This is a genomic window from Micromonospora okii, from assembly GCF_020884795.1.
In the GTDB taxonomy this organism is placed as follows: Bacteria; Actinomycetota; Actinomycetes; order Mycobacteriales; family Micromonosporaceae; genus Micromonospora; species Micromonospora okii.
Genome location: NZ_BBZF01000014.1, coordinates 159,085 through 171,659, shown reverse-complemented (window position 1 = coordinate 171,659; position 12,575 = coordinate 159,085). Strand labels below are relative to the sequence as shown.

The window sequence follows — 12,575 nt, the reverse complement described above, 5'->3', positions numbered from 1 at the left end:
CAGCATTGGCCGCATGTCTGCTGTCGATGCCCGGCCCTCCCGTCGCCGGTTCACGCGTCTCGGCGCGCTGGCCGGTCTGCTGGTCACCCTCCTCGCCCTGCTGCTGGCCCCGGCCACCCCCGCGAGCGCCCACGCGGTGCTGGCGAGCAGCAGCCCGGCCGCGTCGGCGGTGGTCGCCAGCGGGCCGACCGAGGTGGTGCTCACGTTCAGCGAGCCGGTGCGCAAGGTGACCGGGAAGATCCGGGTGATCGCGCCCGACGGCGCGCGGGCCGACCGGGGGGAGCCGACGTTCACCGACGCGGTGGTGACCGTGCCGGTGGACCCGTCCGCCGGGCGGGGGACGTACCTGGTCAGCTACCGGGTGATCTCGGCCGACAGCCACCCGGTCTCCGGCGCGTTCACCTATTCCGTGGGCGCGCCGTCGACGCCGCCGACCGACGAGGGGTCGGACACCCGGGCCGACCCGGTGGTGGCCAACGCCGTCAAGGTCGCCAAGTACGTCGGGTACGTGGGGCTGCTGCTGGTGGTGGGTCCGGCGCTGGTGCTCGGCGCGCTCTGGCCGCGGCGGCTGGACCGCCGGGGCCCGGCCCGGCTGGCCTGGAGCGGGCTGGGCCTCGTGGCGCTCGTCACGCTCGCCGAGCTGTGGCTCCAGGTGCCGTACACCGCCGGGGGCGGGCTCTTCGACGTCACCGGCACGGGCCTGCGCGAGGTGCTGGGCAGCACGTACGGGGCGACGCACCTGGTCCGGCTGGGCCTGCTCGCGGCGGTGGCGTTCCTGCTGCGCCCCCTCTTCGCGGGGCCGGTGGGGCGCACCGACGCGGTGATCCTGGCGGTCCTCGGCGGCGCGACGCTGTTCACCTGGCCGCTGGCCGGGCACCCGGCGGCCTCGCCCGCCCCCGCCGTGTCGGTGGTGGTCGACGCGGTGCACCTGGGCGGCATGGCGGTCTGGCTGGGTGGGCTGGTGATGCTCGGCGGCTTCCTGCTGCGCCGGGCCGACGAGCGGGAGCTCACGGCGATCCTGCCGGTCTGGTCGCGCTGGGCGGCGCTGTCGGTCGCGGCGCTGCTGCTCGCCGGGACGGTGCAGGCGTTGATCGAGGTGTCCACCCCGGCGGCCCTGGTCGACACCACGTACGGGCGGCTGGTGCTGGCCAAGATCGCGCTGTTCGCGCTGGTGATCGGCGTGGCCGCGTACTCGCGGGCGCTGGTGCGCCGGGGCACCGCCGCGCGGCGGCCCACGCCCGCCCGCCGCGCGGTCTGGGTGGAGCTGGCGGTCACCGCCGTGGTGCTCGGGGTGTCGGCGACCCTCGTGCAGACCCCGCCGTCGCGCACCGCCGCCGCCGACGTGGGCGGCGCCCAGAGCAGCTACTTCACCACCATGCTGAGCAGTCCGCTCTACTCGCTCCAGGTCGAGCTGGACCCGGCCCGGCGGGGCAGCAACTCGCTGCACCTGTACGCGTACACGAAGGACAATCGGCCGCAGCCGGTGCTGGAGTGGAAGGCGACCGCCGCCCTGCCGTCCGCCGGGGTCGAGCCGATCGAGATTCCGCTGCTCTCGCTGACCGACAACCACGCGACCGGGGAGACCAGCTTCCCGGCGGCGGGCCAGTGGCAGCTCCGCTTCACCGTCCGCACCTCGGACATCGACCAGGCCACGGTGGTCGCCACCGTGGACATCCGTTAGAAGGGTTCCTTCCATGCTCCGTCACCGGCGTTCCGTAACCGCCGCCCTCGCCCTCGGCGTCGCCGCCGTGGTCCTCGGCCCGGCCGTCCCCGCCTCCGCGCACGTCTCGATCAACCCGGAGGAGGCGGCGCAGGGCGGGTACGGCCGGTTCGCGTTCCGGGTGCCGAACGAGAGCGACGAGGCGTCCACCACCAAGGTCGAGGTGGTGCTGCCGGAGAACGCGCCGGTCGGCTCGGTGTCGACGATGCCGGTGCCGGGCTGGACGGTGGCGCTGGAGCGGCGCAAGGTCGACCCGCCGGTGCAGGTGCACGGCAGTGAGGTCACCGAGGCGATCTCGAAGATCACCTGGACGGCGGCCGGGGACGCGGGCGTCAAGCCGGGCCAGTTCCAGGAGTTCCCGGTCTCGATGGGGCCGCTGCCCCAGACGGACCGGATGGTGTTCAAGACGCTCCAGACGTACTCCGACGGCAACGTGGTGCGCTGGATCGAGGAGCCGGCCCCGGGCGGCGAGGAGCCGGAGAACCCCGCCTCGGTGCTCACCCTGACCGCCGCCCCGTCGGCCGGCGCGTCGGCACCGGCCGCCCCGGCGGTCGCCGCCGACGACGATGACGACGACGACTCCGACGGTGGCGCGGGGACGGCGCTCGGCGTCGCCGGCCTGGTCGCGGGCCTCGCCGGCCTGGCGCTCGGCGGGCTCGCGTTCGCCCGTACCCGCCGGGAGCCGGCCGCCCGCCCCTGACCCCGTTCCCGCCCGGTCCGCCGGCCCGCCGGTCCGTCCCGGCGGGCCGGCCCCGTTTCCGCCCACCTTCGTACGCCGTTGCTGGTGATATCGGCTGAATGTGCGCTTTGCATCGGTAAGGTCGGCCGGGTACCTGGCCACGGAAGGGGACGACACGGATGCGGTTCGCTCGCGGATTCGTCGGCATGCTGCTGCTCACCATCGGTATCCCGGCGACGCTGGCCGGGGTGGCGCTCGGCCTCGCCGCCCGGCGCGCCGACGGCGGCTTCACCGCACGGCTCGGCGTGGTGGACCTCCAGGCGCGGCTGCCCGACGGCTGGTTCCCGGTCACCGCGTGGGTGCTGGGCGCCCTCGGTGGGCTGCTGCTGATCTCCGCCGCGCTGCTCCTGCGCCCGGCCCGCCCCCGCGAGGTGGTCTTCGTGGTCGAGCCCGACCAGGTTCCGGTGCTCGCCGGCCGGCTGGGCGTCGCCTCGCTCAGCGGGCTCGGCCTGCGCCCCGCACCCGCCCCGGCCGCCCCCGCCGACCGGCAGCTCGTGGCGGTGGGCGCGTCCGCCGCCCGGCCCCGCCCCGCGCTGGGCCCCGCCCCGGCCCACGGTCCGGCCCCGGCCTCGGCCCGCCGTCCGGCCCCCGCCGGTGGCGCCGCCCCGGCCCACCGCCCCGCCACCCTCGCCGACCTGGCCCCGGTGCTCCGGGCCGCGCCGCCGGCCTGGCCGCCGTTCGCCCCCGAGCCCACCACCCAGCCGGTACGCCTCGAGACCCGCCGCCTCCGCCCGGCCGCCCCGGGCGGCCTCCGCGCCCGCCAGCGCTCCTGACCCCCTCATGCGAGCGGCCCTCCGCGCTGCCGACGCGGAGGGCCGTCTCTGCACCGGGGGAGCGGTGCTGCGGGGGGGTTCCCCGCTATATGGGACAGATTAGCCGTTCACGGCGCTACTCGGGAGATCTGTCCAGTTGGCGCGATTTTTCGCCCGACTCGGCCGGCGCGTCCGATCGCCTGACCGGCAGGGCCGCCACCAGCACCAGGCTCAGCAGCACGTACGCGTTGCGGACGAGGAACTCGCCCGGCGAGTCGGTGCGCACCGGGGCCACGCCCCAGTCGTGGAACGACACCACCCCGTAGACGATCACCGCGCCGGTGCCGACGGCCAGGCCGGTCAGCCACCGACGCCGCCGGAGCCCGGCTGGGGTCGCCGGGTCGGCCCGCAGCGCCGCGTCGGTCAGCGCCACCACCGCCGGGACGAACCAGTAGACGTGGTGGGTCCAGGTGATCGGGCTGACCAGCGCGCCGACGAGCCCGGTCAGGGTCAGCCCGGTGAGCAGGTCTCCCGCGCGGGCGGCCCGGGCGGCGCGCCACAGCCCGTACGCGGCGACCAGCAGGGCCAGCGCGAGCCACAGCGCCCGGCTCGGCTCGGCCGGTGCCGTGATCCGGCTGAGCAGGCCGAACAGCGACTGGTTGCCGGTGTAGTCGGTGCGCCCCACCCGGTCGGTGGCCCACAGTTCGTGGGTGAAGAACCGCCACGAGTCCCCGGGCGCGACGGCCGCCGCGAGCAGGGTCGCCCCGGCGGCGGTCGCCGAGGCCACGACCGCGTCCCGCCACCGCCGGGTCGCCAGCAGGTAGACGATGAAGATGCCGGGGAAGAGCTTGAGCGCCGTGGCAAGCCCGATCCCCACCCCGGCCCAGCGTCGCCGCTGCGGCACGGCGAAGAGGAGGTCGGCGAGGATCAGCACGACCAGCAGCATGTTGATCTGGCCGAGGGTGATGGTCTCCCGGGTGCTCTCCACGGCGAGGACCAGCAGCACCCCGACGGTGAGGGTGAACACCCGGGGCAAGCCGTGCCGGGCGATCACCGGGGCGAGCAGCCACCGGGTGGTCACCACCACGCCGATCCCGGTCAGGACCGTGAAGACCGCGATGGTGAGGCCGAGGGGCAGCAGCGCGAACGGGCGCAGCAGCAGCGCGCTCAGCGGGGGGTAGGTGAAGTACAGCGCGCCCTGCACCCGGTCCGGCTGCACGTAGTCGTAGAGCGGGTTGCCGGCGGCCCACCAGTCCACGGCCCGCATGTAGATCTTCAGATCGAAGAAGTCGTGCACCAGCCCGGGCAGGTACAGCGCCGGCAGCACGGCCGCCAGCGCCAGCACCGTGACCAGCCGGCGGGCCCTACGGCCACCCGGCTCGTCGACGGTGACGGAGGGTGGCGCGATCGGTTCTGCTGGCACGAGGAAACCCTAGCGGTCCGGCCCACCGATGGTGCCGAGGCGCGGTGGCGTGGGCTGCGCGTAGGCTGTGCGGCGTGGCTGACCTCCTCGTCTGGATCGACTGTGAGATGACCGGCTTGGACCTCGGCAGGGACGCCCTGATTGAGGTCGCCGCGCTCGTCACCGACCCCGACCTCAACGTGCTCGGCGAGGGCGTCGACGTGGTCATCCACGCCGACGAGGCGGCGCTGGAGGGGATGCCGGAGGTCGTCCGGACGATGCACGGCAAGTCCGGCCTCACCGAGGAGGTCCGCCGTTCCACGGTGACCCTCGCCGAGGCGGAGGACCTGGTGCTCGACTACGTCACCAGCCACGTGAAGGACCCGCGCAGCGCACCGCTGTGCGGCAACTCGATCGCCACCGACCGCGGCTTCATCGCCCGGGACATGCCGCGCCTCGACGCGCACCTGCACTACCGGATGATCGACGTCTCCTCCATCAAGGAGCTGTGCCGGCGCTGGTACCCCCGGGTGTACTTCGGGCAGCCGCGCAAGGGCCTGGCCCACCGGGCGCTGGCCGACGTGCGCGAGAGCATCCGCGAGCTGGAGTACTACCGCCGGACGATCTTCGTCCCGCTGCCCGGCCCGGACGTGGACGCCGCCAAGGCCGTCGCCGCCGAACTCTGAGCGGTTCCGCTCTCCAGCGCGGGGCCCAGCGGGCGTTCAGGCCGCCCCGGCGTGGCTCAGCGGGCGTTGAGGCCGCGCCGCGTCGAGGCCCCGGCCGGGAGCCGGTTCAGCTCCGCCCAGGACAGCGCCGGCTCCGCGCGCCGGGTGTGCCGCCCCTGCCGGTACGGCGGCTGCGCCGGAACCCGTACCTGGGCCGCCCGCCAGCGCCCCTCGACATCCTGCTCGTACCGGTCGTCACGCAGATTCATGACCATACCGTCCCAAAGAAAGTTGTACATGTATGGAATTAGGTGTGACGCGGAAGCGCTGCCTCCGGTTCCCGACTCCGCGCCGCTGACGCGAACCGAGCAACCACCCGGCGGTTCTGGATACGTCTACCCGCCGGCCGTACGCCTCAACCGGCGGGAGCCGCCCGGCCCGAGCGCCGTCGGCGTACGGTGATCATGTGGGTGCCGGCTCGGGGCGCGGTCGGCGCGTGGCGGAGGGAGCGGGGCGGGTGCTCGACCGGCGGTTGTACCTGCACCTGGCGACCTGGCTCGGGCAGTGGCCCGCCGGCACCGGGCTGCACGTGGTCCGCTCGCACCGGCGCGTCCTGCCCGCCTGGGACGGCCGGCTCCGCCCGGCGATCGCGGTCGGCGACGGTCGCGGCACGGTGCTCTCGGTCGCGCCCCGGCACGTCCCGGCGGTCCGGGCGCTCGCCGGCCGGTCCGGGCTGATCGCCGGCCTGCCCGCCGCCGTGGACCACCCCGACTGGGTGTGCCACACCGACGTGTTCCGGTGGACGCTGGCCCCCGCCCCGCTGCCCGACGTGGGGGAGTGGACCGCGCCGACCGGGCCGGGGCTGCCCCGGTGGCTGCGGCTGTTCCGCGAGGTGCTCCTGGTGCGCGACGCCGACGGGCGCTACCTGGCCGCCGCGGCGATCAAGCGGCACGACGCCCACGGGCGCGAGCTGGCCGTGGGCACCGCGCCGGACGCCCGGGGCCGGGGGCTGGCCCGCCGGCTGGTCGCCCAGGCCGCCCGCCGGGTGCTCGCCGAGGGCGCGGTGCCGACATACCGGCACGACCCGGCCAACGTCGCCTCGGCGCGGGTCGCGGAGGCGGCCGGCTTCGCCGATCGCGGCTGGCGGTCGTACGGGGTGTACCCGCCGTGACCCGGTGCCCGGCCCGTCCGGTGCGGAGCCGGGGGCGGGCCGGGCAGGGCGCGGACCGTGGATCCCGGGCCGGATCCACGGTCCGCAGCCTCCCCCCCCAGGTCCTCCCCACGGGGCGGTCGGTCGCTGCCCCGGCCGTCGTCCCGCCCATGACGTTACGTATCGAAATTGGGCCAGGCAAGACGTCGCCGGCGGGTCGGCGGTGTCGTCTATCGGTCTTGACCTGCGACGCAGCGCGCCGGGCGTCTCTCGGGGTCGTGACGCAGCGTCGCGGGTCGGGTGTCGTCAGCCGGTCAGGCCGAGGGCCTCCGCCGCCGCCCGGCCGTTGGCGTGGCTCGCCCCGTGCGTGGTGACGTAGGCGCGGACACCCGTCGGCCGCCACCGCCCCGGCCAGCCCATCTCCACCACGGCCACCGGGTGCGCGGCGGCCAGTGCGTCGACCAGGTCGACCCCGCCGGGCAGCCGGTGCAGGTGCCGGCCGACCAGCACGATCGGCCGCGCCCCGGCGAGCCCGCGCAGGCTCGCCGCGTCGGTCTCGGCAGCCACCACCCGGATCTCCTCCAGCCCGTCGAGGTGCGGCCCGAGGCCCCACGGCACCCGGCCCTCCGCGATCGTGGAGGCGGCGTGCAACTGCACCACGAGGGGGCGGCCCAGCCCCGCGACGTCGCCCTCGACCCGGACGGCCCGGCGCGCGGCGGCGTACCCCAGCTCGGGGTCGGGGGCGGTGGCCGGCGTGCCGGCGGCCCGGGTCCAGGCGGCGAGCGCGGCGGCCCGGCCGGCGGCCTCCTCCACCCGGGCGCGCTCCAGCCGGCCGTCCCCGATCGCGGCCACGATCCCGGCGGCCACCTGCTCGACCAGGTCCGCGTCCACCTCCGCGCCGATGCAGAGCAGGTCCGCCCCGGCGGCCAGCGCCAGGACGGCGGCCGGGGCGACGCCCCCGGCCGCCAGCACCGCGCCCTTCATCTCCAGCGCGTCGGTGACCACCGTTCCGGTGAAGCCGTACTCGCGGCGCAGCAGGTCGACTAGGACCGCCCGGCTGAAGGTGGCCGGGGCGTCGCCGGTCAGCGCGGGAACCCGGATGTGCGCGGTCATGATCGCTTGGACCCCGGCGTCGACGACCGCCGCGAACGGCGGCAGGTCGCGCTCGCGCAGCACGGCCGGCGAGACCTCCACGGTGGGCAGTTCGTAGTGGGAGTCGGCCATCGTCGCCCCGTGGCCGGGGAAGTGCTTGGCGCAGGCGGCGACCCCGGCGGACTGGAGGCCGGCGACGGCGGCGGCCGAGTGGACGGACACCCGGGCCGGGTTCGCGCCGAACGACCGGGTGCCGATCACCGGGTTCTCGTCGGCGGTGTTCACGTCCACGGTGGGCGCGAGGTCCACGGTGATCCCGAGGGCGGCCAGGTCGCCGCCGATCGCCGCGTACACCTGCCGGGTCAGCGCCGGGTCGTCGACCGCGCCGAGCGCCGCGTTGCCCGGGTACGGGCTGCCGGTGGCGTGGGCGAGCCGGGTGACGTCGCCGCCCTCCTCGTCGATGGCGACGAGCACGTCGGACCGGGCCGCGCGCAGCGTCGCGGTGCTCGCCGCGATCTGCGCCGGGTCGTGCACGTTGGTGCCGAACAGCGTGTGCCCGGCCAGCCCCTCGGCGACCAGGTCGACGGCCCAGTCCGGCGGAACCGGCCCCGGGTACGCGCCGAGCAGGGTGCCCAGCGCGAGCCGGCGCAGTCCTGGATCGATCCCCACGAGAACTCCCCTCTGCCGTGCCGTTCGGCACGCGCTTCCCGCCACGGATACCCGCGCGACGCCGGGGGTCGCGCGGTCACCCCGGCCCGGGTCGGCCGTTACGCTACGGTCATCCCCGCGCCCGTAGGTCGGTGTGGTGGGCAAAGTTTATGAAAATCAGAGGACGTGGCATGAGTGCGACCCGGCTGCCCGGCACCCCCCGCCTGTTGCGGGCGCTCAACGACCGCGCGGCGCTGGAACTGCTCCTCGAACGCGGGCCGCTGACCCGCGCCCGGCTCGGCGAGCTGACCGGGCTGTCCAAGGTCACCGCCTCCCAGCTCGTCGAGCGGCTGGAGGAGCGTGGCCTGGTGACCCGGGTCGGCGAGCAGGCCGGCGGGCGGGGCCCGAACGCCCAGCTCTACGCCGTGCGCCCCGGCTCGGCGTACGTGATCGGGGTGGACGTCGGGGCCGAGCGGGTCGTGGCGGCCTGCGCGGACATCACGGGCCGGGTGGTCGGCCGGGTGGAGCAGTCCACCGAGGACACCGACGACCCGGTCGGCGTGGTGCACAACGCAGTCGTGCAGGCGGCGAGCAACGCCGGGGCCGAGCTGTCCGGCGTGCGGCGGGTGGTGCTGGGCACCCCCGGCCTGGTCGACCCGGGCACCGGCGACATCACGTTCGCCTTCAACCTGCCGCGCTGGCACCGGGGTCTGCTCGCCGCGTTGCGGGAGGACCTGGACCTCCCCGTGGTCTTCGAGAACGACGTCAACCTGGCCGCCGTCGCCGAGGCGCAGTCCGGGGCGGCCCGGGAGCACAGCGAGTTCGTGCTGGTCTGGGTCGGCGCCGGCATCGGTCTGGCGATCATGCTCGGCGGCCGGCTGCACCACGGCAGCAGTGGCGCGGCCGGCGAGATCGGCTACCTGCCGGTGCCCGGCGCGCCCATCCCGCGCGACGTCACGCGCCGGGCGAAGCCGGCGTTCCAGCAGATCGCCGCGGCCGACGCGGTGCTCGCGACGGCCCGGGAGCACGGGTACGCCGCCGACTCGGCCCACGACGCGGTGCGCGCGGCCGTCGCCGCCGGCACGGCCGGCGGGCCGCTGCTCGACGAGCTGGCCCGCCGGCTGGCGCTGGGCGTGGCGGGCGCCTGCGTGGTGCTCGACCCGCCGCTGGTGGTGCTCGCCGGGGAGGTCGGGCAGGCCGGCGGGCTGGCGCTGGCCGAGCGGGTGCAGCACGAGGTCGCCGCGATCACCCTGGTCCGGCCCCGGGTGGTGCCGACCGGGCTGACCGAGGAGCCGGTCCTGCGCGGGGCGCTGCGCACCGCCCTCGACGCGGTGCGCGACGAGGTCTTCGGCAGCACCATCGGCTGATCGGCTCCCGCACCGTCACATCAGGTCGCGGCGGCGGAACGCGGCGAACGCGCTCGCCGTCAGCACGCCGACGAGCGTCAGCAGCACCGCCAGCCCCAGCGCCCAGCCGATCTGGTAGTTGCCGTCGCAGTAGCCGGTCACGCCCCGGCACGCCGTGGCGTCGGAGAGCCGGGCCTGACCGGTCAGCCACGCGTCGAGGTACGTGGAGAGCATCCAGTCCTCGCCGCGCGGCATGCCCACCACCTCCCACACGACCCGCACGCCCAGCTCCCACACCACCGCGTACGCGGTCACGGCACCGAGCGCCGCCGCCGTGCGCCGGCCCAGCGTGGCGATGGCGAAGCCGGCCGTCGCGGCCAGCAGCACCAGCACCAGCCCGCGCAGCCAGGTCAGCCCCAGCGCCGGCCAGAAGTCGCCCCCGGTCGCCCCGGGCAGCCCGGCGGTCTGCCCGATCAGCCAGAACGCCCCCAGGTAGGCCGCCGAGGCCAGCACCGACAGCAGCACCAGCGCGCCGAGCAGGGTGCCCAGCTTCGCGCCGAGCACCACGAGCCGCCGGGGACGCCAGATCAGCAGGTTGACCACCCCGCCGGTGGAGAGGTCCGCCCCGATGTACGACGCGCCCACCAGGAACCCGAACAGCACCAGGAACGCGACCAGGAAGTAGAGCAGCGGCCGGGCCTGGTCGGCGAAGGTGAACACGCCCTGGAGGTGGTCGGCGGCCACGGGCAGCCGCTCCCGCTGGCCGGGGTCGAACACGGAGCAGTCCTGCGGGTACTCCTGCGCGGCCTCCGGCGGCAGCGTGCCCCGCACGGCCGCCAGGCACTGCTGGAACGTGTCCTCGATCGCCTGTCGCTGCTGGGCCGCCGCCTGCTGCGCGGAGACGATCTCCTCCGGCGACGGGCGGTGCGAGCCGACGAGGGTGGTCACCGCCGTGACCGCCGACGCCAGCACCAGCAGCACCAGCATGAGCTGCACGAAGCGGCGCGCGGCCAGCCGCTCCAGCTCGGCCCGGACCAGGTTCACGCTTTCGCCTCCCCGGCGTCGTCGGTCGGCTCGTCGCCCGGTTCGTCGGTCAACCGGTCGCCCGGTTCGTCGGTTGGCTCGTCGCCCGGTTCGTCGGTCAGCCGCTCGCCCGGTTCGTCGGTCAGCCGCTCGCCCGGTTCGTCGGTCAGCTCCAGGAAGACGCTCTCCAGGTCGGGTCGTAGCGGGACCAGCTCGCGGACCCAGAGCCCCTGCTCGCCGAGCACCCGGCTGATCTCGCCGGGGTCCGCCGCCCCGCCGACCACGAGGTGGTCGGGGCGCTCGTCGACGGGCAGCCCGGCCCCGCGCAGCAGCTCCGCCGCCCGGTCGGGCTCCGGCACCCGGACCCGCCACTCGTGCTGGTCGTGCCCGGCGAGCACCTCCTCGACCGGGCCGGCGGCGACCCGCCGGCCCCGGGAGACGATCGTCACATGGTCGCAGACCAACTGGATCTCGCCGAGGATGTGGCTGGACAGCAGCACGGTCACCCCGGCGGCGGCCAGCGACCGCAGGAGGTCCCGCATCTCCCGGATGCCGGCCGGGTCCAGCCCGTTCGCCGGTTCGTCCAGGACCAACAGCTCCGGCTCCTTGAGCAGCGCCGAGGCGACCGCGAGCCGCTGCCGCATGCCCAGCGAGTAGCCCCGCACCTCGTCCTCGCCCCGGCCGAGCAACCCCACCCGGTCGAGCACCTCGTCCACCCGGCGGGTCGGCACCCCGCCGGCCACGGCGAGCAGGCGCAGCGTCCGGCGCCCGCTGAAGTTGCCGAAGAACTGTGGCGTCTCCACGATGGCCCCGACGCGGCCGGCCACCCGGGCCTGGGCGCGCGGGACCTCCTCGCCGAACAGCCGCATCCGCCCGGAGTCGGCGCGGACCAGCCCGAGCAGGGCGCGCAGCGTGGTGGTCTTGCCGGAGCCGTTCGGGCCCAGGAAGCCGTGGATCTCGCCCCGCTCCACCCGCAGGCCGAGGCCGTCCACTGCGACGTGCCGGCTGCGGTACGGGCCGTGGAACGTCTTCCGCAGCCCCTCGATCTCGATGACCGCGCTCACCCGGCGCGCTCCCCGTCCCGGTGCGGCATCCGCGTCCTCCCCCGTGCGGTGATCAACGACACGGTGGCCCACCCTAGGGCGTGACCGCCGCCCGTGGGGGGCGCTGCGGCGGTGCGTGGTTGGATGGGCGGGTGACTGGTGACCTGATCCCGGGCGCCGCCGGCGCCGCCCCCACCGCCACCCCCGTGGACGCGGATCTGGTGGTCAGCCTGGACGGCGTCGGCGTGCGCCGCTCGGGCACCGCGCTGCTGCACGACGTGGACTGGCGGGTCGAGCTGGACGAACGCTGGGTCGTGCTGGGTCCCAACGGGGCCGGAAAGACGACCCTGCTGAACCTGGCCGCCGGCCGGCTGCACCCGACGACCGGCAGCGCGCACGTGCTGGGCGAGCGGATCGGCCGCACCGACGTCAACGAGCTGCGCACCCGCATCGGCCTCTCCACCGCCGCCCTCGCCGAGCGGGTGCCCGCCGAGGAGCGGGTCGCCGACGTGGTGGTCACCGCCGCCTGGTCGGTGGTGGGCCGCTGGCGGGAGAGCTACGACCGCACCGACGAGGCCCGGGCCCTCGCCCTGCTCGGCCAGCTCGGCATCGGCCACCTCGCGGACCGCGGGTACGGCACCCTCTCCGAGGGGGAGCGCAAGCGGGTGCAGATCGCCCGGGCGCTGATGACCGACCCGGAGCTGCTGCTGCTGGACGAGCCCGCGGCCGGGCTCGACCTGGGCGGCCGGGAGGACCTGGTGGCCCGGCTCGCCGAGCTGGCCCACGACCCGGACGCCCCGGCCCTGGTGCTGGTCACCCACCACGTCGAGGAGATCCCGCCGGGCTTCACCCACGCGCTGCTGCTGCGCGGGGGCGGCGTGGTGGCGCAGGGTCTGCTCGGTGCCACGCTCACCGCCGACAACCTCTCCAAGACCTTCGGCGTGCCCCTGACGATCGACCGCGTCGGCGACCGCTGGGCCGCCCGCGCCGCCTGA

Annotated in this window: 12 protein-coding genes; 7 read left to right on the top strand and 5 right to left on the bottom strand. The window is 75.8% G+C overall.

All coding sequences use genetic code 11. From position 1 onward, the window contains the following. Nucleotides 1-13: 13 nt before the first annotated feature. The 3 genes from LPU43_RS07355 to LPU43_RS07345 all read left to right on the top strand — a co-directional run bounded on the left by LPU43_RS07355 (nucleotide 14) and on the right by LPU43_RS07345 (nucleotide 3,232). A complete protein-coding gene (locus LPU43_RS07355) occupies nucleotides 14-1,681 on the top strand; it encodes a copper resistance CopC/CopD family protein (protein ID WP_229399496.1) in 1,668 nt (555 codons plus the stop codon). Between the two features lie 13 nt (nucleotides 1,682-1,694). Beyond that, a complete protein-coding gene (locus LPU43_RS07350) occupies nucleotides 1,695-2,420 on the top strand; it encodes a YcnI family copper-binding membrane protein (protein WP_229399495.1) in 726 nt (241 codons plus the stop codon). Between the two features lie 158 nt (nucleotides 2,421-2,578). Further along, complete coding sequence (locus LPU43_RS07345; RefSeq protein WP_229399494.1) at nucleotides 2,579-3,232, top strand: hypothetical protein; 654 nt, start codon at nucleotides 2,579-2,581, stop codon at nucleotides 3,230-3,232. A gap of 115 nt (nucleotides 3,233-3,347) precedes the next feature. On the opposite strand, the gene LPU43_RS07340 is transcribed toward LPU43_RS07345, so the two are convergent. Continuing rightward, nucleotides 3,348-4,634, bottom strand: coding sequence for a glycosyltransferase family 87 protein (locus LPU43_RS07340; protein WP_229399493.1), 1,287 nt, complete (start codon nucleotides 4,632-4,634; stop codon nucleotides 3,348-3,350). A gap of 74 nt (nucleotides 4,635-4,708) precedes the next feature. Here LPU43_RS07340 and orn point away from each other — a divergent pair, with 74 nt between their 5' ends. After that, nucleotides 4,709-5,299 carry an oligoribonuclease gene (gene orn / locus LPU43_RS07335; protein WP_255684278.1) on the top strand — a complete coding sequence of 197 codons (591 nt, stop codon included), beginning with the start codon at nucleotides 4,709-4,711 and terminating at the stop codon, nucleotides 5,297-5,299. A gap of 56 nt (nucleotides 5,300-5,355) precedes the next feature. Here the strand turns inward: orn and LPU43_RS07330 are convergent, their stop codons facing one another. Further along, entirely contained in the window at nucleotides 5,356-5,547 is a 192-nt protein-coding gene (locus LPU43_RS07330) for a DNA repair protein (protein ID WP_373321669.1), read from the bottom strand. A 227-nt stretch (nucleotides 5,548-5,774) separates the two neighbouring features. Between LPU43_RS07330 and LPU43_RS07325 the strand changes: the two genes are divergently transcribed. Beyond that, nucleotides 5,775-6,449 (top strand): GNAT family N-acetyltransferase, encoded by a 675-nt coding sequence (locus tag LPU43_RS07325; RefSeq protein WP_373321668.1) that lies wholly within the window; start codon nucleotides 5,775-5,777, stop codon nucleotides 6,447-6,449. Nucleotides 6,450-6,734: 285 nt separating this feature from the next. On the opposite strand, the gene LPU43_RS07320 is transcribed toward LPU43_RS07325, so the two are convergent. Continuing rightward, nucleotides 6,735-8,189, bottom strand: coding sequence for a glycoside hydrolase family 3 protein (locus tag LPU43_RS07320; protein WP_229399492.1), 1,455 nt, complete (start codon nucleotides 8,187-8,189; stop codon nucleotides 6,735-6,737). 170 nt (nucleotides 8,190-8,359) lie between these two features. Here LPU43_RS07320 and LPU43_RS07315 point away from each other — a divergent pair, with 170 nt between their 5' ends. Beyond that, nucleotides 8,360-9,535, top strand: a complete 1,176-nt coding sequence (locus LPU43_RS07315; RefSeq protein ID WP_229399491.1) for an ROK family transcriptional regulator — start codon at nucleotides 8,360-8,362, stop codon at nucleotides 9,533-9,535. Between the two features lie 15 nt (nucleotides 9,536-9,550). Here the strand turns inward: LPU43_RS07315 and LPU43_RS07310 are convergent, their stop codons facing one another. Beyond that, nucleotides 9,551-10,558 (bottom strand): ABC transporter permease subunit, encoded by a 1,008-nt coding sequence (locus LPU43_RS07310; protein ID WP_229399490.1) that lies wholly within the window; start codon nucleotides 10,556-10,558, stop codon nucleotides 9,551-9,553. Continuing rightward, a complete protein-coding gene (locus LPU43_RS07305; protein ID WP_229399489.1) occupies nucleotides 10,555-11,601 on the bottom strand; it encodes an ATP-binding cassette domain-containing protein in 1,047 nt (348 codons plus the stop codon). The genes LPU43_RS07310 and LPU43_RS07305 overlap by 4 nt, the downstream gene beginning before the upstream one ends. 131 nt (nucleotides 11,602-11,732) lie before the next feature. Between LPU43_RS07305 and LPU43_RS07300 the strand changes: the two genes are divergently transcribed. Beyond that, nucleotides 11,733-12,575, top strand: coding sequence for an ABC transporter ATP-binding protein (locus LPU43_RS07300; protein ID WP_229399488.1), 843 nt, complete (start codon nucleotides 11,733-11,735; stop codon nucleotides 12,573-12,575).